Genomic DNA, 25,827 nt, shown 5'->3' with positions numbered 1-25,827 from the left:
GTTCCGCACGGAACGACCGGGCCCGCTCCCGTGGGTCAGTTGGCGATGATCTGGAGCGTCCCGTTGCTCCCGATGCTGCCGGTCAGGTACAGGGTGTGGCCGTCGGGGCCGACGGCGAGGCCGTCGAGCTGGTCCTCGTCGGGGGAGACGGTCTCGGCCGCGACCAGGCTGCCGGAGGCGGTGTCGACGGAGAGCACCGACGGGCCGTTGCTGTAGTCGGCCTTCGTCAGGTAGAGGCGGGTGCCGTCCGGGCTGATCTGCGGGTCGCCCAGGTCGGCGAAGCCGTTGACCAGGGTGAGGTGGCGGGTGACGGTGTCGCCGGCCGGGTCGATCACGTCGGCCTGGCCGCCCTTGTAGCCGGAGGCCACCGCGAACAGGCGGGTGCCGTCCGGGGTGAAGACCGGGTGGTAGTCGAGCGCCCCGGCGGTGCCGCCGACGGTCCCGACCAGGGTGGGCGCGGTGCCCGCCGTGCCGACGTGGAAGACGCCGGCGTCGCCGCCGACGTACAGGTCGTGCCCGCCCGGCCGGAACGCGGCGGTGCCGGTGAAGCTGGTGGGCACCTGCACGGAGCCGGTGAAGGCGTGCTGGGCGGTGGAGAACGCGACCACCCGGCCCTGGCCGTACTGGCGGTAGGCGGTGGGCCCGTTCTGGACGACGTAGGCGGTGGCGCCGTCGGGGCTCACGGTGAGGCCGGTGAGCAGGCCCGGGTTCCAGCCGGCCTGGCGCGGCTGGTCGGGCAGCGCGGTGGTGGTGAGCACGGTCAGCGTGGCGGTGTCGAGCACCACGAGCTGCTGCCCGTTCGCGACGTACACGCGGGTGCCGTCCGCGGACAGCGCGGCGACCAGGCCGAGCTGGGCGGTGTCGAGGGTGGCCTGCCGGGTGACGGCGTCGCTCTGGGTGTCGACCGCCTTCACCTGGACGGTGTTGCCCGTCCCGCTCACCACGACGTACGCCGTGGTGCCGTCGGGGCTGACGAGCGGCTGGGCCTGGTTGTGGCCGACGGTGATGATGCCCTCGGTGCCGGAGACCGGGGCGGCGGCGCTCTGGTCCGCGGCCTGGGCGGCGGTGCCGGTGAGCGCCAGGACGGCGGCGGCAGCGGCGGCCACGGCGGTCGCGCGGGTGTACGTGCTGATCGAACGCTTGGAAGTCTTCGCGGTCATCGCGGTTGTCGATCCCCCTTTGGCGCACCGCACGGTGCGGTGCCGGGGCAGGCTAACCGATCTTCCTGAGAGTCTGATGGACGGTCAATGACCGGAACGAGTCCGCCCCGCTCACGGATGTGGCGCGCAGGCCAACAGGTAGGGGAGCAGCGGGATCGCCACCACCCCGGCCCACCACGCCGCTCGGCGCCGGCGCCGGCCGCCCGCGGGGTGCGCCAGCCGCCGCACCCGGGTGAGCACCCCGGTGGCCGCGACCCCGAGGGAGCCGCCCGGGGGTGCCGGGGAGGTGGCCAGGGCGCAGAGCGCGGAGGCGAGTTCGCTGCGCGACACCCGGGCGAGCGCCGCGTCGTCGGCCGCCATCTCCAGCAGCAGCGCCACCTCCGCCCGTCCCAGGCGGGCCAGCGGCAGGCGGCCGAGGAGGAGCGCGAAGGCGTCGGCCGGCAGCCGGAGCAGGTGGTGCCGCCCGCGGATGTGCTCGCGCTCGTGCGCGACGGCGGCGGCGAGCTGGCACTCGTCGAGGAGTTCCAGGGCGCCGCGTGAGACCACGACCCGGCTGCGGCGGCCGGGCAGGCAGTAGACGGTCGGGTGGGCGTGCTCCAGCACCAGGGCGTTCCAGCGCCGGTCGCGCACCGCGACGACGTCCAGCACCTTCCGGTGCCGCCGGCGCGCCCGCCCGGCCCGCGCGCCGACGCCGGCCACCACCGCGGCGACCCCGGCGGCCCCGGCGGCGAGCAGCCACCAGTCGTGGGTGTGCGGGGCCAGCGGCGGGGCCGGTTCGGCGTGCGGGATGAGCCCGAGCAGTCCGGCGGGCTCGTGGGCGAAGGGTTCGACGGTGTGGTGGGCGGCGAGCAGCAGCGCGACGGCGAAGGAGGCCATCAGCGCCAGCCACAGGGCGGTGCCCGCCACCGGGCGGGTCTGGAGCCGGGCGGAGCCGGCCAGCCGGCGCGGCAGCGCGAGACCGGTCGCGGCCAGGTAGAGGCAGAGCAGCGCGAGGGTCACCGCTCGTCGTCCCGGGCTTTCACCTGCTCCAGGGCGGCGAGCAGCGCGGAGGCCTCGTCGCCGCTCATGGCGTCGACGAAGTGCAGCAGCGCACCGGTGCGGTCCTGGGTGGTCTCCAGTGCCTGGTGCATGAGCCGGGCGGTGTACGCCTCGCGCGTGCAGGTCGGCTCGTACACCCAGGCGCGGCCGACCTTGTCCCGGCGCAGCCAGCCCTTGGTGTGGAGGATGTCGGCCACCGTGGTCACGGTGGTGTAGGCGACCGGCCGCTGCTGCTGGAGGTCGTCGACCACCTCGCGCACCGTGGCCGGCCGGCCCCAGGACCAGAGCCGGTCCATGATCTCGGCCTCAAGATCGCCGAACCCGCGCAGCACCGCCCCGTTTCCCTTCCTCGCCGCCGCCGTCTGGAACGGCGCCCATGGTACGGCGTTCGACGTCGCCGAAGTCGGGCGTCCTCCTGCGTCCCCTGCTGCGTCCTCTTGCTGCGTTTCCGGCGTCCTCCGGCGTCCTCTGGCGTCAAAGTTCTACAAAGGTGTCGAAGGACACCGGAAAAGTGGCCCACGGCGATCCTGACGGGGGTATGCTTTTCGAGGTTTGAAGAGGCACCTCGTTCGGTGAGGCGTCTTCACGGACACAGGCCACTGACCCGACGACGTCGAGAGACGCCCAGGTTCAGGACAGATCTTCCCGACCTAAGGGTTGATCCCAAGTGGCTTCCCCCGCAAGGGGGATCACGCCGTGAAGTGCCAAAGCTCTGACGAGTTGGGGTGTACCGGTCGCCTTCGTGCGCCGGGACGCTCCTTGCCGTGTCGCGATGCGGCGCACAGTCGGTGCGCCCCCCGGCCGGGAGGAGGCGAGAAACATGGACTGCAGTAGTCCGGGCCACAGTTGCCCCTACCCCCGCATGCTCTCGTACACCTCCGGCACGCGGTAACAACCTTTCCTGCGAACGCCCCATCAGACGCTGCGTCATGCGCTCGACCATGCCATGACCCAGGCGACCTGACGCACCGTCATGCCCGCGCGACGCCCGAGCCCGGTCCTGTCCCGGCTCGCGCCGCCGTGCGGCCCGGTGCCGTGCGTCCGCAGGGAGGATTACTGCTGCGTGCCCCCTTATGGCCCCCTCAAGGCAGGGGGCGGGGAGGACCCACCATGGCAGACGTCATGCTCGACCCGAAGGTTCCCGCCGCTCGCAGCGCGGTGCTGGACGACGCGCACATCGGTGACATCAAGGGTGCCCTCGGCACCATCAGGCTGGACGACGACGCGCCCCGCCAGGGGCTCTCGGTGCGGCTGAAGACCCTGCTGGCGATCATCGGCCCGGGCCTGATCGTCATGGTCGGCGACAACGACGCCGGCGCCTTCTCCACCTACGGCCAGGCCGGCCAGAACTACGGCACCCAGCTGCTGTGGACCCTGCTGATGCTGGTCCCCGTGCTGTACGTGAACCAGGAGATGGTGCTGCGCCTGGGCGCCGTCACCGGTGTCGGCCACGCGCGGCTGATCCTGGAGCGCTTCGGCAGGTTCTGGGGCGCGTTCAGCGTCATCGACCTGTTCCTGCTCAACGCCCTGACCCTGGTGACCGAGTTCATCGGCGTCACCCTCGCGGCCGGCTACCTCGGCCTGCCGAAGGTCGCCTCGGTGGTCCTGGCCGCCGCGATCATCATCGCCTCGGCGTTCACCGGCTCCTTCCGGCGCTTCGAGCGGGTCGCCGTCACGCTGTGCGTCGGTTCGCTGCTGCTGGTGCCGATCTACTTCATGGTCCACCCGAAGACCTCGCAGATGGCCCACGACTTCGTGGTGCCGAGCATGCCGGGCGGCTCGGGCCAGCTCGCGGCCGTGATGCTGGTGATCGTCTCCATCGTGGGCACCACCGTCGCCCCCTGGCAGCTGTTCTTCCAGCAGTCGTACGTCATCGACAAGCGCATCACCCCGCGTTTCATGAAGTACGAGAAGATCGACCTGTGGATCGGCATCGCGGTGGTCATCATCGGCGCCGCCGCGATGATGGGCCTGACCGCCGCCGCGTTCGCGGGCACCGACGGTTTCGGCCAGTTCTCCGACGCGGCGGCCGTTGCCAGGGGCATCGAGGACAAGGCCGGCCGCCTGGCCGGTGTGCTGTTCGCGATCGCGCTGCTGGACGCCTCGATCATCGGTGCCTTCGCGGTCTCGCTGTCCACCGCCTACGCCATCGGCGACGTGTTCGGCATCAAGCACTCGCTGCACCGCGGCGTGAAGGGCGCGAAGGGCTTCTACGGGATCTATGCCGGCCTGGTCGTGGTCGCCGCGGCGATCACGCTGCTGTCCACCGAGTACACCCAGGGCCTGATGACGCAGTTCGTCCAGGTGCTCGCCGGCGTGCTGCTGCCCTCCGCGACGGTCTTCCTGCTGCTGCTCTGCAACGACAAGGCCGTCCTGGGCCCGTGGGTCAACGGCCCGAAGACCAACGCCTTCACCTCGGCCGTGGTCGGCGTGCTGGTCATGCTGTCGCTGATCCTGACCGCCGCCGTCGTCTGGCCGGACATCAGCTCGGAGGCGATCCTGTGGATCATGGCCGGCTGCGGCGTGGCGGGCGTGCTGGTCGCCGGGTACTTCTTCACCTTCGGCCGCAGCGGCACCAAGGAGGACCCGGTCGACCGCACCGGGCGCGAGAACTGGCGGATGCCCCCGCTGGAGACCCTGGAGAAGCCGGTCATGTCCACCGCCCGCAAGGTCGGCATGGGCGCCCTGCGCGCCTACCTGCTGATCGCGATGATCATGGTCATCATCAAGGTCGTCCAGACCGCCCTCGGGCACTGAGCCACCGTGAACCCACCGAACGGACGGGGGCGGGCCGAGGGCCTGCCGCCCGTCCGTTCCGCTTTCCCCTCCCGTCCGCCCGCCGTCTCCCCGTAGGAGGTGCCGCCGTGCACACCCTGACCACCGTCGAGTTCCTGGTCCGGCTGGCCACCGGCGTCGCCTGCGGCGCCCTGATCGGCGTCGAACGCCAGTGGCGCGCCCGGATGGCCGGCCTGCGCACCAACGCCCTGGTCGCCGCCGGCGCCACCCTGTTCGTCCTCTACAGCGAGGCCGTCGGCGACACCGGCAGCCCCACCCGGGTCGCCTCGTACGTCGTCTCCGGCATCGGCTTCCTCGGCGGTGGCGTCATCCTGCGCGACGGCGCCGGCGTGCGCGGCCTCAACACCGCCGCCACACTGTGGTGTTCGGCCGCCGTCGGGGTGCTCGCCGCCTCCGGCAAGCTCGAACTCGCCGTCCTCGGCACCCTCGCCGTGCTCGCCGTCCACCTCGTGCTGCGCCCGGCCGGGCGGCTGCTCGACCGCGCCCCGCAGTCCGGCAGCGACCCGGACTCCACCAACCGCGCGACCGTCCACGTGGAGTGCGACCGCAAGTCCGAGGCGCACATCCGGGCCCTGCTGCTCCAGTCCCTGTCGGCCTCCGGGCTCACCCCCACCGGCCTGCGCGCCCGCCGTGCCGACAACGGCGAGGCCACCAGCCTGCGCGCGACCGTCGCCATCACCGGCCAGGTCGCCCCCGCGCTGGAGCAGGTCGTCACCCGGCTCTCCCTCGAACCGGGCGTGCGCGACCTCCACTGGCACGTCGAGGACGAATCGGACGATCCCGGCGCCCCGGCGCTCGCGTGAGGGAGTAGAACGGAAGGACCGTCAGACCGTCCACCGCCAGGAGGCCCGATGCTCACTCCCGACCCCAGGCACGGGCCGCTCGTGCCGCTGCTCCTGGTGCTCACCGTCGTCACCGGCGTGGTCGACGCGGTCAGCTACCTCGCGCTCGGGCACGTCTTCGTCGCCAACATGACCGGCAACGTGGTGTTCCTCGGCTTCGCCCTGGCCGGCGCGGCCAACCTCTCCGCGACCGCGTCGCTCGCCGCCCTCGCCGCCTTCCTCGTCGGCGCCCTGGCCGGCGGGCGCCTCGCCGACCGCCTGCCCGAGCACCGGGGACGGCTGCTGCGGGCGGCGGTGGCGGCCCAGGCGGCGCTCGTCGTCGTGAGCACCGTCCTGGCGGCGGCGGCCGGGCACACCGCCGACCCGGTCCGCTACGCGCTGATCGGGCTGCTCGCCCTGGCGATGGGCGGCCAGAACGCGGTGGTGCGCTCGCTGAAGGTGCCCGACCTGACGACGACGGTGCTGACCATGACGATCACCGCCCTCGCCGCGGACCGCTCCGGCCCCCGCCGGCTGGCCTCCGCGGTCTGGATGCTCGCCGGGGCCCTGCTGGGCGCCCTGCTCGTCCTCCACGCGAACGTCCCGACGGCGCTGGCCCTGGCCTCGGCCCTGTTGGTCGCCGTCGCGGCCGTCCTCCACCGCCCCTCCCGCACCACCCCGCCCTGGGCGGCGCGGCCGTGACCAGGGCGTGTCTCAGGGGTGGTAGATCTCCTTCATCGCCGTGATCTTCCCCTGCTCGTTCCGGTGGACCGCGAAGTACGGCGTGCTGGCCGGCTTGTACGTGGCCAGCTCGGCCGGCGCGATCGTGCGCTCCTTGGTGCCCTTGCCGGTGAACTCGATCACCTGCACCACCGCGTTCTTCGTCAGCTGGTAGCCCGTGGCGTCGCCGGTGGGGGTGTACTCGACGAGCTCCTCGTTCTCCGCCTTGTAGCCGCAGCTCACCGGCGTCAGGGTCACCTTGGTCACGCCGCCCGCGGTGGTCGCGGAGTCGAACTTGACGAAGTCCGGCCGGGCCGGGTCCGGGTGGCAGGGCTTGAGCGCCGCAGAGGCGGTCGGCGCGGGCGTGGTGGGTGCCGCGCTCGCCGTCGGGGCGGGCGCGGGCGCGCCGGAGGCGGCCGTGGTGGGCGCCGGCGAGGCGGCCGCGGGCGCGGGGTCCGGGTCGTCCGGCCCGCAGCCGGTGACGAGTGCGGCCAGGCCCAGCGCGAGCGCGGCGGCCAGGGCGGTGCGGCGGTGCTTCATGTCTGTGGTCCCCCGGGTGCGGTTGGCTGACGGAGGAGACGCGGATCGGCCCCGGTCGGTTTCAGTCGTCCTGCCGGTGGCCCGCGCGGCCGCTCCAGAGGGGTTCGAGTCGGGCCCAGGAGCGCGTCCAGGACTCGTCGGACCGCCGTTCGAGGGCCCGGAGCCGCAGGCGGAGCCCGACGACGACGAGCGCGACGAGGGCGAGCAGCGTGCCGGCGCCGATGCAGGCGGCGGAGACGACGACGGCGCCGCGGTCGAGCGGGGGAGCGGTGACGGTGCCGTCGGGGTCGACCCAGATGCGGACGGTGCTGCCGACGGCGGCCGTCCGGGGCGCCTGGACGGTGCCGGTGTGCGGCTGCCCGTCGGGGTGCGTCCAGCTCGCCTCGGCCTCGACCCGGCTCTCGTACCCGCCGGCGAGCCGGCCGGCGGAGGTGCCGTGTTGGGGCGGGCCGAGCACGACGGCGTCGACCTGGTGGAGCCGGCCGTGGTCGGCGGCGGCCCGGGGCGCGGCGGAGCGGTAGCTGACGAGGGCGCCGGCGGTGGCGAGGGCGAGGGCGAGCAGCAGTCCCAGCGCGGCGACGGCCCAGGCGCGGGCGCGGGAGCGGTCCACGGACCGGGCGAGCGGTTCGCGCCGTCCGCCGAGGGCCCGTCGCAGCTGGCGGCCGGTCCGCCGCGGGAGCGACGCCGGCCGGGCCGGCCGGGGGCTGCTGGACACGATGACGGCTCCTCAGGTGTGTTGGGACTGTGCAGTGGTGAACGGTGTTCCGTTACCCAATGTCCACCCCGCGCGAACCCGCGCACAAGAGCCGTGCGGGTTCGCACGAACGCGGCGTGTGACGGCCGGGCGCCGGTGGCGGCGGCCGCGGCGGCCGGAACGGGGTGACCGGAACGGGACGTTCGGCCCTCGGCAGGGCGGCGCGGGCGGGGCAGGCTTGGAACCGGGCCGTGCCTCCCGTGCCCGGGTGCGGCCCGGCCCGGTTCGCCGTGGGGGCGTCGGGCCGCGGTGTGCGGCAGGGGGCGGGTGTGGGGCCCGCCTCCTGCCCGCCGTACCCGGGGTTCTGACGTCGTGCCAGGTCAGCGGCTTGTTCTCGCCGGATATACACTCGGAGTATACGCGTGGGGTATGGTCCTCCCCATGAGTGTTCCCTTGACCCTGCTCGGGCTCCTGGAACGGGAGCCGAGCCACGGCTACGACCTCAAGCGCGACTACGACGCCCTGTTCGGCCGCGGCAAACCCCTCCCGTACGGCCAGGTCTACGCGACGCTCGGCCGCCTCGCCCGCGACGGCAAGGTGGTCGCCGGCGAGGCGGAGCCCGGCGACGGTCCCGAGCGCAAGCGCTACGTGATCACCGAGACCGGCGCGACGGAGTTCGAGACCTGGCTGACCGAGCCCGTCGCGCCCGAACCCAACCTGCAGAGCACGCTGTTCACCAAGGTCGTGCTCGCCCTGATGCTCGGCCGCGACGCCCAGGACTACCTGGACACCCAGCGCGCCGCCCACCTGCGCCGGATGCGCGAGCTCACCGACCTGCGCCGCACCGGCCCCCTGGTGGATGCCCTGCTGGCCGACCACGGCCTGTTCCACCTGGAGGCGGACCTGCGCTGGATCGACCTCACCGCCGCCCGCCTGGGCGCCCTCGCCGCGGAGGTGCGGCGATGACCGCCGTGATCGAGGCCCGCGACATAGCCCTGTCCTTCGGGGAGACGCCCGCGCTGCGCGGGGCCAGTCTCTCGGTCGAGGCCGGCGAGGTGCTGGCCGTCATGGGCCCGAGCGGGTCGGGCAAGTCGACGTTATTGCACTGCCTGGCCGGCATCCTGGTGCCCGACGCCGGCGAGGTGCACTTCGACGGACAGCGGATCGACACCATGGCCGAGGCCCGGCGCAGCGCCCTGCGCCGGGACCGCTTCGGCTTCGTGTTCCAGTTCGGCCAGCTGGTGCCGGAGTTGACGGCCGAGGAGAACGTCGCCCTGCCGCTGCTGCTGAACGGCGTGCGCCGCGCCGCCGCGCTGGCCGACGCCCGGCCGTGGTTCGCCAGGCTCGGCCTGGACGGCATGGAGAAGCGCCGCTCCGGCGAGCTGTCGGGCGGTCAGGCGCAGCGCGTCGCCCTGGCCCGCGGCCTGGTGGCCCGCCCACAGGTGCTCTTCGCCGACGAGCCGACCGGCGCCCTGGACTCGCTGACCGGCGAGCAGGTGATGGACCTGATGGTCGCCTCGGCCCGCGAACAGGGCACGACCGTCGTCCTGGTGACCCACGAGCCCCGCGTCGCCGCCTACGCCGACCGCGAGGCGATCGTGCGCGACGGCTCGGCCCGGGTGCTCTCGGCGGGACCGGTGGCGGGGCAGGCGGCCGGACCGGTGGCGGGACCGGTGGCGCCGTGATCGCCTTCTCGCTCCGCCTGGCCGTCAGCGGCGGCCGGGAGGCGCTGGCCCGGCTGGCGATGATCGCGGCGGCCGTCGCGATCGGCGTCGGCCTGCTGCTCTCCACGTTCGCGAGCGTCAACGCGATCGGCCGGGCCAACGAGCGCCAGCTGTGGATGAATTCGGGCACCAAGAGCCGGGCCGAGGCGCCGGCCGCCGTCGACCCGCTCTGGTGGTACGCGCACGGCGACTTCTACGACGGCAAGGAGGTCTTCGAGGTCGAGGTCGCCCCGACCGGCCCCACCTCGCCCGTCCCGCCGGGCCTGACCGGGCTGCCGGCCCCCGGCGAGTACTACGCCTCGCCCGCGCTGGAGAAGCTGCTGCGCGACGTCCCGGCCGTCCAACTGGGCGACCGCTTCCCCGGCCGGCTCGCCGGCACCCTGGGCGACGCCGCGCTGCCCTCCCCGGACAGCCTGTCGGTCGTCATCGGCCGCACGGCGGACGAGGTCAGGGCGGGGCCGCGCGCCCGGCAGATCACGACGATCGCCACCACCCTGCCCGCCGACTGCGACAACGACTGCTTCGGCCACGGCGTGCGCGGCGACGCGATGACGCTCATCCTCACCGTGGTGGCCGGCGCGCTGATCTTCCCGGTGCTGATCTTCATCGGCACCGCGACCCGGCTGTCCGCCGCCACCCGCGAACAGCGCTTCGCCGCGATGCGGCTGGTGGGCGCGACACCCCGGCAGGTCTCGGTGATCTCGGCGGTCGAGTCCACGGTGGCGTCGGCGGCCGGGACGGTGCTCGGCTTCGCGCTCCACGCGGCGCTGCGCCCGCTGGTGGCCGAGGTCCCGTTCACCGGGAGCCGGTTCTTCACCTCCGACCTGACCTTGACCGTCCCGCAGGTGCTCGGCGCCGTGGTGGGCGTGCCGGTGGCGGCGGCGCTCGCCGCCCGGTTCGCGCTGCGGCGGGTCACGATCTCGCCGCTGGGCGTCTCCCGCCGGGTGACGCCGAAGCCGCCGAGCGCCTGGCGGGTGGTCCCGCTGCTGGCGGGGCTGGGCGAGCTCGGCTACTTCGTCGACAACCGCCCGCCGACCACCAACGGTCAGTCGGCGGCCTACCTGACCGGCTTCCTGCTCGTGATGCTCGGCCTCGTGGTGGCCGGCCCGTGGCTGACGATGGTCGTCGCCCGGGCGGTGGCCCGGCGGACCGGCCGGCCGGCCTCGCTCATCGCGGTGCGCCGCCTCGCGGACGACCCGAAGGCCGGGTTCCGCTCGGTGGCCGGGCTGGTGCTGGCGCTGTTCGTGGTCACCTCGACGGTGAGCGTCATCGGTACGATCAACGCCAACCGCGGTGCGCTGAGCGGTGATCCGGAGATCCGCAAGGCCGTCGTCCACGCCCCGTCGTTCGACCTCTTCCGCTCGGACGCGATGGGCACCGTGCCCGACTCCGTGCTCGCCTCCGCCCGCGCCGTGCCCGGCTTCCGCGGCCTGGCACTGGCCCACGACAACCCGGCCGGGCTCGGCCGGGAGTACCACGGCTCCGAGGCCATGCCCGCGCCCGCGCTGATGCTCTGCCCGGAGCTGGCGCAGGTCCCGGTGATCGGCCACTGCGCGCCGGGCGCGGCCGTCGCCCTCGTCCCGCTCTGGCAGTTCGTCGACCTGCGGGAGGCGAGCGCCCAGGAGTGGCCCGCCGCTCCGATCTCCGTGCAGGACGCCGCCGCGCTGCCGGTGCGCATGGTCTACACGACCACCGACGGCTCGTCGGCGGCCATGGAACAGCTGCGGACGCTCTTCACCAGGGCCTACCCGACGTACGAGGCGCGGATGGCCGCCGACTGGGGCACCGTGTCGCAGAAGCAGCTCCAGGGCTGGCGCCAACTCGCGAACGTCGTCCTGCTGACCACCCTGCCGATCGCCGGGTGCAGCCTCGCGGTGAGCGTGGTCGCCGGACTCTCCGACCGCAGGCGGCCGTTCGCCATCCTGCGGCTGACCGGGGCGCCGCTGCGGCTGCTGCAACGGGTGATCGGGCTGGAGAGCGCGCTGCCGCTGCTGGTGGTCGCGGCGATCTCGATCGGGACGGGCTTCGCGGCGGCGGCGATGTTCCTCACGTCGCAGATGGACTACGACCTGGTGTCGCCGGGCGCGCTCTACTACGGGCTGACGGGCTTCGGCCTGCTCGCCTCGCTCGGCATCATCGCCTCGACGCTGCCGCTGCTGAGGCGGATCACCGGGCCGGAGGCGGCGCGCAACGGCTGACGGGCGGGATCCGGTCGAGCGGCCGGTGTCCCGGGGCAGCAGGGGAGCCCCGGGACACCGGTGTGCTCCGGCTCAGCCGATCCGGTAGCCGTGCGTGCCGGGGCGGCGCACCCCGTCCATGCCCGGCAGCCACGCGCCGAGGACGAGGGCGGACGGGTAGAACATCGGCTCCGGCAGGGCGTCCACCGCGAAGCGCTCCCAGCCCGCGCACGCGTGCGGCTCGGTGACCAGCGCCTCGGCGAGGCTCGGCGGCGCGAGCACGGCGGCGGTCAGCCGGGGCCGGCCGAGCTCGTGGTCGAGCAGCACGGCCAGCACCCGCATCTCGTCGGCCGGCAGCACGATGCCGGTCTCCTCGGCGAGTTCGCGCGCCGCCGCCTGCTCGAAGGACTCGCCCGGCTCCTCCACCTTCCCGCCCGGCAGGCTCCAGGTGGGCGGCTCGCCGGCGGTGGTGCGGCGGCCGACCAGCACCCGGCCGTCCCCGGTGGGCACGATGACGCCGGCGCCGAGCATCGGCGCGACCGTCCGGGCGGGTGCTGCCGGTGCGGGGGCTGCCGGTCCGGGTGAGGTGGAGGTCAACTCGCGTTCTCCTTCGGGTGGTTACCAGTTGCCGCGCTCGTAGTCCTTGAGGAAGCAGCCGTACAGGTCCTCGCCCCGCTCGCCGCGCACGATCGGGTCGTAGACCCGGGCCGCGCCGTCGACCAGGTCGAGCGGGGCGTGGAAGCCCTCGTCCGCCAGGCGCATCTTGTCCGGGTGCGGGCGCTCGTCGGTGATCCAGCCGGTGTCGACGGCGGTCATCAGGATGCCGTCGCTCTCGAACATCTCCTGCGCGCTCGTGCGGGTCAGCATGTTGAGCGCGGCCTTCGCCATGTTGGTGTGCGGGTGGCCGGCGCCCTTGTAGCCGCGGGTGAAGACGCCCTCCATCGCGGACACGTTCACCACGTACTTGCGGCGCGACGAGGACGCGGCCATCGTCGGGCGCAGCCGGCTGATCAGGATGAACGGCGCGGTGGAGTTGCAGAGCTGCACCTCCAGCAGCTCCATCGGGCCGACCTCCGAGACGGTCTGCACCCAGCTGTTGGTGTCCGCGAGGTCGGGTACCAGACCGCCGGCGTCGATCGCGGTGCCGGCCGCGATCCGGGCGGGCGTCGCGGAGCCGGTGACGAGCGCGAGCGAGGTGACGTCCTCGGCGGCCATCCGCAGGTCGGCCCCGCCCGCCTGGTGGGGGAGCGCGGGCAGGTCGACGCTGCCGCTGCCGAAGCGGCCGATGGTGGTGGCCTGCGGGAGCTCGCCGGCCGGCAGCGGCGCGGTCTCGGCGGCGACCAGCTCGCGGTAGGACTCCGGCGGGCGGCGGACGGTCTGCGCGGCGTTGTTGATCAGGATGTCCAGCGGGCCGTCGGCGGCGACCTCGTCCGCGAGCGCCATGACCTGGGCCGGGTCGCGCAGGTCGATCCCGACGATCTTGAGGCGGTGGATCCACTGGTCGCTGTCCGGCATCGCCTTGAAGCGGCGGATCGCGTCGTTGGGGAAGCGCGTGGTGATCGTGGTGTGGGCGCCGTCGCGCAGCAGCATCAGCGCGATGTACATGCCGATCTTGGCCCGGCCGCCGGTGAGCAGCGCGCGCTTGCCGGTGAGGTCGGCGCGGGCGTCCCGGCGGGCCCGGTTGAGCGTCGCGCAGGGCTGGCACAGGTTGTGGTAGAAGGCGTCGACCTCGACGTACCGCTTCTTGCAGGTGTAGCAGGAGCGGGGCCGCTCCAGGATGCCCGCGATCTCGGTCGTGGTGACGGTGGTCAGGCCGAACGCGCCGGCCGTCTCGTCGTCGATCCTGGTGGGCGCGCCGGTGGCCGTGCGGGCGGTGACCTCGCGGTCGTTGGCGGTCTTGCGGGCCCGGGTCTCCTGGCGGCGGCGCTGCTTGAGCGTGCGGAATATGCCGCCGACGGCCTGGCGGACGGTGATCGCGTCCGGGTGATCGACGTGCAGCTCGTCCAGCTCCGCGATCACCTCGAGACAGAGCCGCAGGCGCTCGGGATCGAGGCCGGGACCGTAGTCGATCTCCTCCTCGATGCCCTCGACCGGGCTCTCCTGGAGGTGCTGTGCCGCTACTTGCTGATCGATGCCCACGCCCGCTGCCGTTTCCCGTTTCGCCTCGCCGTTACCGCGTGAATGCTACGGGAGTCGCCCCGGCCGGGGCGAAAGGTCGATCGTTTGGACGATCATCCAAGTCTACGCGCGAAGCTTTGATCTTGATTTGTGCACAGCGCCAGCAATCGTCCCCGAACTGGCTTTTGTCCCGACCCTCCCGGAGAATCGAATGTTGGGTGCCGGGCGCCCGAGTGCGCCCCGGCGGCATCGCCGCAACCGCACCCGAGGTGTACCTTCTCCCAGCCAGAGAGCCCCATTTCATGCGCTTCCTGAACGACCTCAAGCCCTCGTACGACCTGACGTACGACGACGTCTTCATGGTCCCCAGCCGTTCCGCCGTGGGCTCCCGGCAGGCAGTCGACCTCTCCTCGAACGACGGCACCGGCACCACCATCCCGCTGGTCGTCGCCAACATGACCGCCATCGCGGGCCGCCGGATGGCCGAGACCGTCGCCCGTCGCGGCGGCCTGGTCGCCATCCCCCAGGACATCCCCACCGAGGTCATCGCCGAGGTCATCGCCTGGGTCAAGCAGCGCCACCTGGTGTTCGACACCCCGATCACCCTCGCCCCCGGCGCCACCGTCGCCGAGGCCCTGTCGCTGCTGCCCAAGCGCGCGCACGGCGCCCTCGTGGTCGTCGAGGACGGCAAGCCCGTCGGCGTCGTCACCGACTCCGACTGCCAGGGCGTCGACCGCTTCACCAGCCTCGCCGACATCATGTCCCGCGACCTGCTGCTCCTCGACGAGGACGTCGACCCGCGCGCCGCCTTCGAGAAGCTCTCCGAGGCCCACCGCAAGCTCGCCCCGGTCGTTGACGCCGAGGGCCGCCTCATCGGCATCCTCACCCGCAAGGCCGCGCTGCGCGCCACCCTGTACACCCCGGCCGTCGACGCCGCCGGCAAGCTGCGGATCGCCGCCACCGTCGGCATCAACGGCGACGTGGCCGGCAAGGCCAAGGCCCTCATCGAGGCCGGCGCCGACGTGCTGGTCGTCGACACCGCGCACGGCCACCAGGAGAGCATGATCAGCGCGCTGCGCGCCGTGCGCGGCCTGGACCCGCAGATCCCGATCGTGGCCGGCAACGTCGTCTCCGCGGCGGGCGTGCGCGACCTCGTCGAGGCGGGCGCCGACATCCTCAAGGTCGGCGTCGGCCCGGGCGCCATGTGCACCACCCGCATGATGACCGGCGTCGGCCGCCCGCAGTTCTCCGCCGTCCTGGAGTGCGCCGCCGAGGCGCGCCGGCTCGGCAAGCACGTGTGGGCCGACGGCGGCGTCCGCCACCCGCGCGACGTCGCCATGGCGCTGGCCGCCGGCGCCTCCAACGTGATGATCGGCTCCTGGTTCGCCGGCACCTACGAGTCCCCGGGTGACCTCCACACCGCCGCCGACGGCCGCCAGTACAAGGAGAGCTTCGGCATGGCCTCGGCCCGCGCCGTGAGCAACCGCACCGCCCAGGACTCCACCTACGACCGCGCCCGCAAGGCGCTGTTCGAGGAGGGCATCTCGCACTCCCGGATGTTCATCGACCCGACCCGCCCGGGCGTCGAGGACCTGATCGACTCGATCGTGGCCGGCGTGCGCAGCTCCTGCACCTACGCGGGCGCCAACACGCTGGAGGAGTTCCACGAGAAGGCGATCGTCGGCGTTCAGAGCGCGGCCGGCTACGCCGAGGGCAAGCCGCTGCACTCCAGCTGGGCCTGATCCGCACGGGCGGCGCGTGCGTTCGCCCCGCCACCGTTCTCGGGTTCGCCGACCGGCCGGTTCCTCGCTTCGGGGAGCCGGCCGGCGGCCGTTCCCGCAGCCGTTCCTGCGGCCGGGTCGTGGTGGACGCCGTCGTGCAGGCCGAGCGGCAGCAGGAGCGCGCGGCCGAGCAGCCCCACCGAGCCGTCCAGCGCGGCGGCGAAGGCGTGCGCGGCGCACGGCACCCGGCGCAGCTCCCACAGCGCCCGCACCGCCGACCAGGCCGCCTCGCGGGCGGCGTCCACCGACCAGGCGCCCAGCAGGTGCGCGAGCGGCGCGGCCGGCTCCGGCAGCCCGTGCGCGCCCAGCAGCTGCTCCCGGACGGCGGCCTCCACCTCGGCCAGCACCCCGTTGACCCGGTGGTAGTCGTCCTCGACGTCCTCCGGTTCGCAGCCGAGCCGCCCGCACGCGTCCAGGACGGCCAGCGGGAGGTCGTGCTGGATGTGGGCGTTCATCCCGGCCAGGGCGAACTGCAGCGGGTGCACCCCGGGGTGGGCGCGCAGCTCGAACAGCGGCCGCCAGCAGGCGGGCGGTTCCCGCCCGGCGGCGTCGGCCGCCACCGCGAGCAGGTACCGCCCCGCGAACACCACGTCCAACTCGGCCACCGCCGCCGGATCGGCGAAGTACGGACCACCGAGCCGCTCCCGGACCGCCTCCGTGACGGTGAGGTAGGCCCGGTTGAACACCGCCACCCCGTCCTCCGGCGGCAGCCCCGCCCCGAGCGCCCGCAGCCGGGCGACCACCCCGTCGACCGTGCCGTCCGGGTTCGTGACGTCCACTGCCGTGCCGTTCGCTCCTGTGCTCGCCGCCGCACCGGGCATGCGCCACCCTCCGATGTCGATCGTGCACTGATCGCATCATCGTGGCAGTGTGCCCGGCCGACCGGAGCGCGCGGCGCGCAGCCGACCGGGGGACGGTCGACGGAGGGGCGGCGGCGTCAGCCCAGCTCGTACTCCAGGAGGTAGGTGTGCGCGCCGTCCTCGCCGACGGTCAGGTGGAACTCCCCGGTGAGCCCGGCCAACTCGCCCGAGCCGGTGCCCGGGACGATGCGTATCGTCACACCGGTGGTGTCCCAGGCGGCGTGCTGGAGCACGAACGAGCCCTTCCGCCCGTCCAGTTCACCCGTCACGTGCTCCACCGCGACGTACGAGGCCGGCGCGCCCGCGGCGTCCCCGACGGACGTCATCCGCACCTCGCTCGTGCCGGTGATCCCGCCCGTGAACGTCTTGGCGATCCGGATCCGGCCGAACGCCGCACCCGCCCGCTCCTCCGTCTCCACCGGCTCGAAGGCGGTCAGCTCGAACGCCCCGCTCGCCCTGTGCCCCATGGCGCTCTCCCCTCGACGAACGTCTCCGCGACCGACACCCCGTCGACCGCGATCAGAGCCTTGCACACAGCTCTGACAATCGCGCCCCACGCGGGTGAATGCCCTGGTCAGCGCTCCGCGCGCTGCTCCCAGCGGATCGCGAGCAGCGCCGCGTCGTCCGCGAGCCCGGCCGGGCCGACCCAGTCGTCGACGTCCGCCAGCACGCCGTCCAGCAGGTCCGCCGGCTGCCCCGCGTGCAGGCCGGGCAGCCGCTGCGCCAGCGGGTAGAACACCCCGTCGGCGTTCCGGGCCTCCGAGACCCCGTCGGTGTACAGGAGCAGCAGATCGCCCGGCCGCGCCTCGAAGCGCCCCACCGGGTAGCGGCCGCCGGTCAGCCCGAGCAGTCCCAGCGGCGGCGCCGCCTCCTCCGGCTCCAGCTCGCCCACCAGGCCCGCGCGGCGCAGCAGGGGGTGCGGATGGCCGCAGTTCACGACCGTCACCGGCTCCCGGCCCGGCGGCACGCTCAGCAGCAGCGCGGTCGCGAACCGCCCGTCGCCCGGTCTCGCGGCGAGCGCCGCGTCCAGGCGCTCCGCGAGCCGCCCGAGGTCGGGCTCGGTCCGCGCGCCCTCCCGGAACACCCCCAGCACGTCCGCCGCCGTCTCCACCGAAGGCAGCCCGTGGCCCTGGACGTCCCCGAGCAGGATCCGCACCCCGAACCGGGTGTCGAGGACGGCGTACAGGTCCCCGCCGATCCGGGCCTCGGCCGCCGCCGCCACGTACCGCACGGCCAGCCGCAGTCGGCCGATCCGCTCCGGCGGCGGCCGCAGCAGCGCCCGCTGCGCCGCCTCGGCCACCGTGCGGACCTGGAACAGCTCCCGCTCGCGCGCCGCCACGAGCAGCACGTTGGCGGCGCTGGCGAGGGTCGCGGCGAGGACGGTCACCAGCACGCTGACCCGGACGGCGGTCGGCAGCTGCTCGTTGGCGCTCTCCAGCGTGCCCACGGCCAGCAGCGCCGCCGCACCGACCAGGAGCGGCACCCGCGCCTTCCTGGTGGTGGCCCCGGCCAGCACCGGAGCGACCGCGAGCAGCGGCGAGAGCGTCGTGCCGGGCCCGCTCACCAGGTCGGCCACGACGGCCCCGGCGAGCAGCAGGAACGCGCCGTACAGCAACCCCCGCGTCCGCCGGGGCAAGTGCAACGGCGGCAAGTCCCCCGGCTCGTCCTCCTCCTCGATCACCCCTCCACTGTCCCCGCGCCCCCGACACCCGGCACCCAGGGCGTGTCTTTCGGAGCAGGCCGGGTGCCACCCGCGCGGTCAGGGACTCCGGCCGCGCCCCCGTCGGCCGGGCCGTCGGCCGCCCGACTAGGCTGGGTGACCGAGATGAGACGCAAGAGCCGCCGCCCGGCCTCCCCCCTTCCGCAGCGCAACGGTGTGGACCCCGTGCACCTGCGGCTGCCGATCGAGGGGCCCTGGGAGACCGTCCGGGCGTACCTCGTCGAGCGGCTGGCCGCCGTCGGCACGGCGCGCGTCGACGCCGCGCTGCACGGGCGGGAGATCGTGGGCGAGGACGGGCCGGTCGCGCCGGACGACCCGTTCCGGCCCGGCGGGCACCTGTGGTTCTACCGGGACCTCCCCGACGAGGTGCGGGTGCCGTTCGAGCTCGCCGTCGTGCACCGCGACGAACACCTGGTCGTCGTCGACAAGCCGCACTTCCTGGCCACCACCCCGCGCGGCAAGCACGTCGTCGAGACGGCGCTGTCGCGGCTGCGGCACGGCCTCGACCTGCCCGCGCTCAGCCCCGCACACCGGCTCGACCGCCTCACCGCCGGGCTCGCCCTGTTCGTCGTGCGGCCCGAGGAGCGCGGCGCGTACCAGACGCTCTTCCGCGACCGGCTGGTCCGCAAGGAGTACGAGGCCGTCGCGCCCTTCGACCCCGGGCTGAGCCTGCCGCGGACCGTCCGCAGCCACATCGTGAAGGAGCGCGGGGTGATCGCGGCCCGGGAGGTCGACGCCCCGCCGAACAGCGAGAGCCGGATCGACCTGCTGGAGCGGCGCGACGGCCTCGCCCGCTACCGGCTCCGGCCGCTCAGCGGGCGCACGCACCAGCTGCGGCTGCACATGTCCGGCCTGGGCGTGCCGATCCTGGGCGACCCGGTGTACCCGGTGGTGCTGCCCGAGCCGGCCGCGGACGACTTCCGCCGGCCGCTCCAACTGCTCGCCTCCGTCGTCGAGTTCACCGATCCCGTGACCGGCCGCGAGCACCGCTTCGAGAGCCGTCGCACCCTGTCCGCCTGGACCGACCCGGAGGGCTGGGCGGCCGGGGCCGGGGGCTCCTGACCGTCGGACCCCGGCGCCCTACGTCGGACCCGGCGCCCTAGGACCAACGGACGACCGGGTCCCGGTCCCGGTGGCCGATCCGGCACCCGGACGCTCGGAGCGATCGTGGGGGCATGAACGCAGCACAGCACACCGCCCCCACCGCCCCCACCGCCCCCACCACCCCCACCACCCCCACCCGCGTCGCCGTCGTCACCGGGGCCTCCCGAGGACTCGGCCTGGCCCTCGCCGAGGCGCTCGCCGCCGACGGGTGGCAGCTGGTGATCACCGCCCGGGGCGCCGCCGGGCTCGCCGCCGCCGAGGCCCGGCTGGGCGCCGTCACCAGGGTCGTCGCGCTGCCCGGCTCGATCGTGGACGACGACCACCGCGCCCGCCTCGCCGAGGCCGCCGCCGGGCTCGGCGGCGCGAGCCTCCTGATCAACAACGCCGGGACCCTCAACGGCACGGACGACGCCCGCGCCGAACCGCTGCCCAGGATCGCCGACGCGCCGCTGCCCGAACTCCTGGAGACGTTCGAGGTCAACGCCCTCGCCCCGATCGCGCTCACCCAGTTCGTCCTGCCGCAACTGCGCGCCCACGGCGGTGCGGTGCTGAACATCAGCTCCGACGCGGCCGTCGTGCCGTACGTCGGCTGGGGCGGCTACGGTGCGAGCAAGGCGGCGCTCGACCTCGCCACCGCCGTACTCGCCCGGGAGGAGCCGGAGTTGCGGGTCTGGGCGGTCGATCCCGGCAGCATGCGGACCGAGATGCTGCAGGCGGCGAGCCCCGGCGAGGACATCTCCGGCGAGCCGCTGCCGGAGGAGGTCGCCCCCGCCCTGCTCGGCCTGCTCAGGGACGGCGCGCCGTCCGGCCGGTACCGGGCGGAGGACCTCGCAGCGGACGTCGCAGCGGACCGCACGGGGGACCGTGCGGCGGATCTCGCAGCGGTCCGAGGTGGGCGATGACCGTCCTCACGGAGCTCGGCCCCGACTTCACCGTCCCGCCCGAACTCTCCGCCCCCGCACCGGCGGAGGCCCGCGGCCGGGCGCGCGACGGCGTCCGGATGCTGGTCGGCCGGCGCGAGCGCGACACCGTGGAGCACCACCGCTTCACCGACCTGCCCGACGTGCTGCGCCCCGGCGACCTGCTGGTGGTCAACAACTCCGCGACGATCCCGGCGGCCCTGCCCGGACGGCTGCCCGACGGAACGCCGGTCGCACTGCACCTGTCCTCGGCCCAGCCGGACCAACGCGGAGCGTTCCTGGTGGAGTTGCGCCGCGTCGTGCCCGGGAGGGCGGCGGAGTACTACCCGCCCGAGGACAGCCCGGCCCGCCCGGGCCTGCGGATCGGCCTGCCGGCCGGCGGTGCCGCCGAGTTGACCACCCCGTTCACCGCCCGCCTCTGGTACGCCGAACTCGACCTCCCCGCAGCGCTGTTGCCGTACCTGTCACTCCACGGCCGGGCGATCCGGTACGGCTACGTGGACCGCGACTGGCCGATGGAGGCCTACCAGACGGCGTTCGCCACCATCCCCGGCAGCAGTGAAATGCCCAGTGCCGCACGCCCGTTCACGACGGAGGTGGTCGCCCGCCTGGCCGGCCGCGGCGTGCTGCTCGCGCCGATCACCCTGCACACCGGCGTCGCGTCCCCGGAGGCGCACGAGGCGCCGTACGCGGAGCGGTTCCACGTCCCGGCGGCGACCGCCCGACTGGTGGGCCACGTCCGGGCGGGCGGCGGCCGGGTGATCGCCGTCGGCACCACCGCGGTGCGGGCGCTGGAGTCCGCCGCCGACCCGGACGGGACGGTCCACGAGGCCGACGGCTGGACGGAGTTGGTCATCACCCCCGAGCGCGGCGTCCGGGCGGTCGACGGTCTCCTGACCGGCTGGCACGAGCCGCGGGCCTCCCACCTCCAGCTCCTGGCCGCCGTCGCCGGCCTTCCGCTCCTCGCCCGCTGCTACCGCGAGGCCGTCCGGAGCCGGTACCTCTGGCACGAGTTCGGCGACGTCAACCTGCTCCTGCCGGCCTGACGAGACGTCAGGCAAAGAGCGTCCGTGCGACGTGGTCGGTGTCGAGGTATTCGCGGACGGCCGTGATCAGCCCGTTCTCGACGGTGAACACGGCCGCGCAGTGGTTCTCGTACGCGCTGCCGTTCGCGGCCGTCCCCTTGGAAGTCCACTCGGCGAGGGCCTTCGGGCCGTCCGCGAGAACCTGGGTGAGCGTCACCTCCAGCGGGGTGTCGGGGGCGAACAGGGCGCGCGCGCCGACGAGGAACTCGCTGAAGATGGCTTCCTTGCCGCGCCACACCCGCGACAGGGGGAGGGTGCCCGGGTACTCCCAGGTGGCGTCGTCGGCGAAGCAGGCGACGGCGGTGTCGAGGTCACCCCCGGCGATCGCGGTGACGTAGGCGGTGACGACGGTGCGGGCGTCGAGCTGCTGGTTCACGGTGGCTCCTCTGGTGTCCTCCGGTGGGGCTGTCCCGCCGTGCCACCAGACAACCGCGCAGGCACCGCACCGGGCCAACAACCGCCGTGCGGGGCCGACAATCAACCGTTGTCGTCGCAGGCCACACGCGGTTCAGGAGGTGCCCGTCGTGCCGGGCGGCAGCTCCAGCTCGAACCAGACCACCTTGCCGTCCCCGGTCCGCCGGCTGCCCCAGCGGTGGGCGAGCTCGTTGACGAGGTGCATGCCGCGCCCGCCCTCGTCCTCGGACCTGGCGGGCCGCATGCGCGGGGCCTCGCCCTCCTGGTCGGCGACCTCGACGGTGAGCATCCGGTTGCAGAACAGCCGCAGCTGGGTGGGGGATCCGGCGTGGACGAGGGCGTTGGTGATGAGTTCGCTGGTGAGCAGCTCGGCCCAGTCGGCGAGGGCGTCGAGCCCCCAGTCGGCGAGCGTCGTGCGGGTGAAGCGGCGGGAGTGCGCGACCATCGCGCGGTCGCCGCTGAGCGGCAGGGTCGCGATCCGGTCCGCGCCGACCGGGCGGACCTGGGCCATGATGACGGCGATGTCGTCCTCGGCGGTGCGGCCGGTGAGTTCGGCGAGGACGGCGTCGCAGGTCTGCTCCAGGGAGCGGCGCCGGTCGGCGATCGTGCGGCAGAGCAGTTGGATGCCCTCGTCGATGTCGCGGCCCCGGCGTTCGACGAGCCCGTCGGTGTAGAGCGCGAGGATGGCCTCCTCGGGGAGGGTGAACTCGACGCTCTCGAACGGGACTCCGCCGACGCCGAGCGGCGCGCCGGGCGGCAGCTCGATCGTCCGGGCCCGCCCGCCGGGCTCGGCGACGACCGGCGGCAGGTGTCCGGCGCAGGCGGCGGTGCAGTGGCGGTCGACGGGGTCGTAGACGACGCACACGCAGGTCGCGAACTGCCCGTCCCCGAGTGCGATGGTGGCCTCGTCGAGCCGGTGCAGGACGCGCGCCGGGTCGAGGTCGAGGGTGATCAACGTGCGGGCGACGGTGCGCAGTTGGCCCATGGTGGCGGCGGCCCGGATGCCGTGTCCCATGACGTCGCCGACGATCAGCGCGACCCGTCCGGAGGGCAGCGGAACGACGTCGAACCAGTCGCCGCCGACCTCGCTGACGACACTGCTCGGCAGGTAGCGGTAGGCGATGTCCAGGCCGAGCGTGCGGTGGATCTCCTGCGGCAGCAGGCTGCGCTGGAGGGTGAGCGCGGTGTCCCGCTCGCGCCGGTAGAGCCGTCCGTTGTCGATCGCGAGGGCGGTGCGGGCGGCGAGCTCCTCGGCCAGCGCCTGGTCGGCCGGCCCGAACGGCACCGGGTTGGCCATGCGGATGAACTCCGCCCCGCCGAGCACGAGTCCGCGCGCCACCAGCGGCACCATCAGGTACGAGTGCACCCCCGCCGCCAGCCCGGGCTCCACCCGGTCGGGCGAGGCGACGATCCGGCGCAGGTCGTCCTCGGTGACCTCGGAGACGAGGATCGACCGCCCGCTGCGCAGGCTCTCGGCGTACAGCGCGGCGGACTGCGACGTCTCGCCGACGGAGTCCGCCGCGCCGGTCATGGTGCCCGAGGGGCCGACCTCGCCGACCGCGACCGCCCGCATCAGCACCGAGCCGTCGGGCGGGACGGGCCCCGGCTCCTCGCCGCCGAGCACCGCGTCGCGCAGGTCGACGGTGACGAAGTCGGCGAAGCGCGGGATCACGACCTCCACCAACTCCCGTGCGGTGTTGTGCAGATCGAGGGTGGTGCCGATCCGTGTGCTGGCCTCGTTGAGCAGCGACAGCCGCTGCTGCGCGGCCCATGCCTCGTCGAGCGCGCGCTGGCGGGCCGCGGCGGCGTCGCGCTCGCGGGTGAACAGCAGCGCGTTGTCGATGGACACGGCCGCCCGCACCGCCAACTCCCCGGCCAACGCCAGGTCGTCGTCCTCGTAGGGGCGCTCGACGAGGGTGCGGTAGAAGCCCGCGACGCCGACCGGAGTGCCGCGCGCGATCAGCGGGACCACCATGAACGAACGGACGTTCTGCTCGCGCACCGCGGCGGTGCGCACCGGGTCGTCGGCGAACCAGGCCAGCCCCTCGGCGTCCATCCGCGGCACCAGCACGGGCTTGCGGTTCGCCAGCGCCCACGCGTACGGCGAGCCGGGCCGGAAGCGCTGCACGCCACCGGTCCGGTCGATCGGGCGCAGGGTGGAGCCGTGCACGGAGTGGAAGGCCATCCGGCGCAGGAGCGCGGAGCCGTCCCCGGAGGGGCGGGCCTCACGCTCGCCGCGGACGAGGTCGTCCAGCACCTCGACGACCACCGTGTCGGCCAGCCTGGGCGTCGCCACCTCGGCCAACTCCTGCGCGGTGCGGTCGATTTCGAGCGTGGTGCCGATCCGGGCGGACGCCACGTTGACCAGCGCCAGCCGCTCCTGCGCGGCCTTCGCCTCCCGCAGCGCCTGCTGGCGGGCGAGGACGGTCTGGTGCTGGCGCAGGTACAGCCGGGCGTTGTCGATCGCGACGGCGGCGCGCGAGGCCAGCTCGTCACCGAGCGTGATGTCCGCCTCGGCGAAGGACTCCCGGGCGCCGCGCCGCGAGTACACGATCATGCCGAGCGTCGTGCCGCGCGCCACCAGCGGGGTGATCCGCACCGAGCGCGGCCGGTCGCCGAGCGCGGCCTGGCGGCGGCTCTCGGTGATGCCCTCGCTGAGCAGCGGCAGCTCCCAGGACGGCACGACGACCGTCCGCCCGGTGGCGAGCGCCCGCGCGTACGGGGAGTCGTGGGGGAGCTCGTACACCGCGTCGACGGGCAGGGCCTCCGCCGGGTACAGCGGATCGGTGGACGCGAGGGCCAGCCGGCGCACCAGCAGCGGGACGAGCCGGTCGGTCGGCTCGACGTTGCGCCCGGCGACCAGCGCCTCCAGGGCGAACACGCCGCTGATGTCGGCCACCCTCGGGACCATCGCGTCGGCCAGCTCGCGGGCGGTCTGCCGCAGGTCCAGCGTGGTGCCGATGGAGGCCGTCGCGTCGACGAGCAGGGCCAGCCGCTCCTGCGCGCGGGCGGCGCGGGCGTCGGCGTGGAACTGCTTGCTGATGTCGATGACCGTCGAACTGACCCCGAGCACCCGCCCGCCCGGCTCCTCCAGTCGGAAGTACGAGGCGGACCAGGCGTGGTCGTGCTGCGGATCGCCCGGAGTGCGGCCGTGCGAGCGCGTGTCCACGACCGGCGTGCCCGTCTCCAGCACCCGCCGCATCACGGCCTCCGCCTCGGCGCCGTTGATCCCGGGCAGCAGCTCGGTCAGCCGGTGGCCGACGTGCGCCCCGACGGACAGGCCGTTGACCCTGGCCAGCGCCTCGTTGAGGCGGACGAACCGCAGATCGGCGTCGAAGACGCCCATGCCGACCGGGGACTGCGTGAAGAACCCGTCCAGGACCGCGAGGTCCGCCTGGATCCGGCGCAGCGTCGTGACGTCCGAGGCGACGGCCAGCACCAGCGGGCGCCCGCCGGGACCGGCGATGGGATGGGTGCGGAACTCCAGGTTCACGGGATGCCCGTCCCGGTGCCGCACGGGGAACACCCCGGACCACGGCCGCCCGTCCAGGATCTGCTGGAACAGCTCCAGCACGTCGGGCCGCTCCTCGTCCGAGGTCAGCAACTGCGCGGCCTTCGCACCGACCGCCTCGGCGGCGGTGTAACCGAGCAGTGCCTCGGCGTCGCTGCTCCAGTGCAGGATCCGCCCGTCGGCCTCGATCAGCGCCGTCGCGATCGGGACCATCAGCAGGGCGTCCTGCCGCGGCTCCCCCGTGTGCGGCTCGTTCTCGTTCACCATGGCCAGAGAACCGTCCGGAGATCGCTTCCACCAGCTCTGCCATCTTCGCACGCGGCCCCCGGGGCCCGCTCACCGTGACATCACCGCCCGGGGCGTACCCACCAGAACCCCGACCGCCGGACCGCGGCTCACCCGACGGCCCGGATCCCTCGAACCCGCGCCCGATCGACCGGCGAACGCGCACCATCCCGGTAGAGGCGCCGCACGCACCGGCGGCGCAGCGGACTGCCTGCCACCAGCAAGACCGGCGACACCAGCAGCGCGCCGATCATGACCCCGATCGGGTGTGTCCAGCCAACGGTGTAACTCAGGTTGATTTGTATTACCGGCGGCCGATGGAGAGCCGGCCGTCGAAGGTGATCTCGAAGGCGTTCAGT

General features: G+C 74.1%; 22 protein-coding genes, 1 pseudogene and 1 riboswitch. Of the genes and pseudogenes, 10 read left to right on the top strand and 13 right to left on the bottom strand.

The features are described 5' to 3' along the window. Window positions 1-35 precede the first annotated feature (35 nt). From ACFVSN_RS19065 to ACFVSN_RS19055, 3 genes are all read right to left on the bottom strand, one after another. Window positions 36-1,160 carry a hypothetical protein gene (locus ACFVSN_RS19065; RefSeq protein ID WP_387956244.1) on the bottom strand — a complete coding sequence of 375 codons (1,125 nt, stop codon included), beginning with the start codon at window positions 1,158-1,160 and terminating at the stop codon, window positions 36-38. 111 nt (window positions 1,161-1,271) lie between these two features. Then, the gene (locus ACFVSN_RS19060; RefSeq protein WP_387956243.1) at window positions 1,272-2,159 is read right to left on the bottom strand and encodes a M56 family metallopeptidase; all 888 of its coding nucleotides are present in this window, start codon (window positions 2,157-2,159) and stop codon (window positions 1,272-1,274) included. Continuing rightward, on the bottom strand, window positions 2,156-2,527 hold the full coding sequence (locus tag ACFVSN_RS19055) for a BlaI/MecI/CopY family transcriptional regulator (protein ID WP_380447999.1): 372 nt from the start codon (window positions 2,525-2,527) through the stop codon (window positions 2,156-2,158). Before ACFVSN_RS19055 ends, ACFVSN_RS19060 begins: the two co-directional genes overlap by 4 nt. 228 nt (window positions 2,528-2,755) lie before the next feature. Continuing rightward, a riboswitch (M-box (ykoK) riboswitch) is annotated at window positions 2,756-2,930 on the top strand. A 378-nt stretch (window positions 2,931-3,308) separates the two neighbouring features. On the opposite strand from ACFVSN_RS19055, the gene ACFVSN_RS19050 reads away from it, so the two are divergent. The 3 genes from ACFVSN_RS19050 to ACFVSN_RS19040 all read left to right on the top strand — a co-directional run bounded on the left by ACFVSN_RS19050 (window position 3,309) and on the right by ACFVSN_RS19040 (window position 6,517). After that, window positions 3,309-4,955 (top strand): NRAMP family divalent metal transporter, encoded by a 1,647-nt coding sequence (locus ACFVSN_RS19050; RefSeq protein WP_387956242.1) that lies wholly within the window; start codon window positions 3,309-3,311, stop codon window positions 4,953-4,955. Between the two features lie 107 nt (window positions 4,956-5,062). Then, window positions 5,063-5,797, top strand: coding sequence for an MgtC/SapB family protein (locus ACFVSN_RS19045; protein WP_380438873.1), 735 nt, complete (start codon window positions 5,063-5,065; stop codon window positions 5,795-5,797). Window positions 5,798-5,845: 48 nt separating this feature from the next. Further along, the gene (locus ACFVSN_RS19040) at window positions 5,846-6,517 is read left to right on the top strand and encodes a YoaK family protein (RefSeq protein ID WP_387956241.1); all 672 of its coding nucleotides are present in this window, start codon (window positions 5,846-5,848) and stop codon (window positions 6,515-6,517) included. A 12-nt stretch (window positions 6,518-6,529) separates the two neighbouring features. On the opposite strand, the gene ACFVSN_RS19035 is transcribed toward ACFVSN_RS19040, so the two are convergent. After that, window positions 6,530-7,075, bottom strand: a complete 546-nt coding sequence (locus tag ACFVSN_RS19035; RefSeq protein ID WP_387593611.1) for a hypothetical protein — start codon at window positions 7,073-7,075, stop codon at window positions 6,530-6,532. A gap of 61 nt (window positions 7,076-7,136) precedes the next feature. Further along, window positions 7,137-7,790: a hypothetical protein gene (locus ACFVSN_RS19030; protein WP_387956240.1), complete on the bottom strand. Its 654-nt coding sequence runs from the start codon at window positions 7,788-7,790 to the stop codon at window positions 7,137-7,139. A gap of 420 nt (window positions 7,791-8,210) precedes the next feature. Between ACFVSN_RS19030 and ACFVSN_RS19025 the strand changes: the two genes are divergently transcribed. The 3 genes from ACFVSN_RS19025 to ACFVSN_RS19015 are packed head-to-tail and all read left to right on the top strand — an operon-like array spanning window position 8,211 to window position 11,691. Further along, window positions 8,211-8,735: a PadR family transcriptional regulator gene (locus ACFVSN_RS19025; RefSeq protein ID WP_359963749.1), complete on the top strand. Its 525-nt coding sequence runs from the start codon at window positions 8,211-8,213 to the stop codon at window positions 8,733-8,735. Continuing rightward, window positions 8,732-9,454 carry an ABC transporter ATP-binding protein gene (locus ACFVSN_RS19020; protein WP_387593609.1) on the top strand — a complete coding sequence of 241 codons (723 nt, stop codon included), beginning with the start codon at window positions 8,732-8,734 and terminating at the stop codon, window positions 9,452-9,454. Before ACFVSN_RS19025 ends, ACFVSN_RS19020 begins: the two co-directional genes overlap by 4 nt. Beyond that, window positions 9,451-11,691, top strand: coding sequence for an FtsX-like permease family protein (locus ACFVSN_RS19015; protein ID WP_387956239.1), 2,241 nt, complete (start codon window positions 9,451-9,453; stop codon window positions 11,689-11,691). The genes ACFVSN_RS19020 and ACFVSN_RS19015 overlap by 4 nt, the downstream gene beginning before the upstream one ends. A 72-nt stretch (window positions 11,692-11,763) precedes the next feature. Here ACFVSN_RS19015 and ACFVSN_RS19010 read toward each other — a convergent pair whose 3' ends face one another. Both ACFVSN_RS19010 and ACFVSN_RS19005 read right to left on the bottom strand, forming a co-directional pair. Next, entirely contained in the window at window positions 11,764-12,267 is a 504-nt protein-coding gene (locus ACFVSN_RS19010) for an NUDIX hydrolase (protein WP_387956238.1), read from the bottom strand. A 21-nt stretch (window positions 12,268-12,288) separates the two neighbouring features. After that, window positions 12,289-13,752 carry an SDR family NAD(P)-dependent oxidoreductase gene (locus ACFVSN_RS19005; protein WP_387956364.1) on the bottom strand — a complete coding sequence of 488 codons (1,464 nt, stop codon included), beginning with the start codon at window positions 13,750-13,752 and terminating at the stop codon, window positions 12,289-12,291. Between the two features lie 338 nt (window positions 13,753-14,090). Between ACFVSN_RS19005 and ACFVSN_RS19000 the strand changes: the two genes are divergently transcribed. Next, on the top strand, window positions 14,091-15,530 hold the full coding sequence (locus tag ACFVSN_RS19000; protein ID WP_380438886.1) for a GuaB1 family IMP dehydrogenase-related protein: 1,440 nt from the start codon (window positions 14,091-14,093) through the stop codon (window positions 15,528-15,530). Here ACFVSN_RS19000 and ACFVSN_RS18995 read toward each other — a convergent pair. The 3 genes from ACFVSN_RS18995 to ACFVSN_RS18985 form a co-directional block, all read right to left on the bottom strand. Beyond that, window positions 15,491-16,348 (bottom strand): DUF5995 family protein, encoded by an 858-nt coding sequence (locus ACFVSN_RS18995; RefSeq protein WP_387956237.1) that lies wholly within the window; start codon window positions 16,346-16,348, stop codon window positions 15,491-15,493. The two genes, ACFVSN_RS19000 and ACFVSN_RS18995, sit on opposite strands and share 40 nt — an antisense overlap. A 158-nt stretch (window positions 16,349-16,506) precedes the next feature. Further along, the gene (locus ACFVSN_RS18990; protein ID WP_387956236.1) at window positions 16,507-16,896 is read right to left on the bottom strand and encodes a DUF3224 domain-containing protein; all 390 of its coding nucleotides are present in this window, start codon (window positions 16,894-16,896) and stop codon (window positions 16,507-16,509) included. Between the two features lie 107 nt (window positions 16,897-17,003). Continuing rightward, window positions 17,004-18,110, bottom strand: a complete 1,107-nt coding sequence (locus ACFVSN_RS18985; RefSeq protein ID WP_387956235.1) for a PP2C family protein-serine/threonine phosphatase — start codon at window positions 18,108-18,110, stop codon at window positions 17,004-17,006. Between the two features lie 144 nt (window positions 18,111-18,254). Between ACFVSN_RS18985 and ACFVSN_RS18980 the strand changes: the two genes are divergently transcribed. The 3 genes from ACFVSN_RS18980 to ACFVSN_RS18970 all read left to right on the top strand — a co-directional run bounded on the left by ACFVSN_RS18980 (window position 18,255) and on the right by ACFVSN_RS18970 (window position 21,219). After that, on the top strand, window positions 18,255-19,211 hold the full coding sequence (locus ACFVSN_RS18980) for an RluA family pseudouridine synthase (protein WP_387956363.1): 957 nt from the start codon (window positions 18,255-18,257) through the stop codon (window positions 19,209-19,211). A 113-nt stretch (window positions 19,212-19,324) separates the two neighbouring features. Further along, a complete protein-coding gene (locus ACFVSN_RS18975) occupies window positions 19,325-20,155 on the top strand; it encodes an SDR family NAD(P)-dependent oxidoreductase (RefSeq protein WP_387956234.1) in 831 nt (276 codons plus the stop codon). Next, window positions 20,152-21,219, top strand: a complete 1,068-nt coding sequence (locus tag ACFVSN_RS18970; RefSeq protein WP_387593601.1) for an S-adenosylmethionine:tRNA ribosyltransferase-isomerase — start codon at window positions 20,152-20,154, stop codon at window positions 21,217-21,219. Before ACFVSN_RS18975 ends, ACFVSN_RS18970 begins: the two co-directional genes overlap by 4 nt. Before the next feature lie 7 nt (window positions 21,220-21,226). Here ACFVSN_RS18970 and ACFVSN_RS18965 read toward each other — a convergent pair whose 3' ends face one another. The 3 genes and pseudogenes from ACFVSN_RS18965 to ACFVSN_RS18955 all read right to left on the bottom strand — a co-directional run. Next, complete coding sequence (locus tag ACFVSN_RS18965) at window positions 21,227-21,634, bottom strand: nuclear transport factor 2 family protein (RefSeq protein ID WP_380438898.1); 408 nt, start codon at window positions 21,632-21,634, stop codon at window positions 21,227-21,229. A 132-nt stretch (window positions 21,635-21,766) separates the two neighbouring features. Further along, window positions 21,767-25,450, bottom strand: a complete 3,684-nt coding sequence (locus tag ACFVSN_RS18960; RefSeq protein WP_387956233.1) for a SpoIIE family protein phosphatase — start codon at window positions 25,448-25,450, stop codon at window positions 21,767-21,769. Between the two features lie 128 nt (window positions 25,451-25,578). Continuing rightward, window positions 25,579-25,827, bottom strand: a pseudogene (locus tag ACFVSN_RS18955) (hypothetical protein); the annotation flags it as partial.

Origin of the sequence: Kitasatospora sp. NPDC057904, assembly GCF_042887925.1 — a bacterium.
Classification (GTDB): Bacteria; Actinomycetota; Actinomycetes; order Streptomycetales; family Streptomycetaceae; genus Kitasatospora.
Note: the sequence above shows the minus strand (reverse complement) of the source record. Positions and strands in the feature narration are given on the sequence as shown.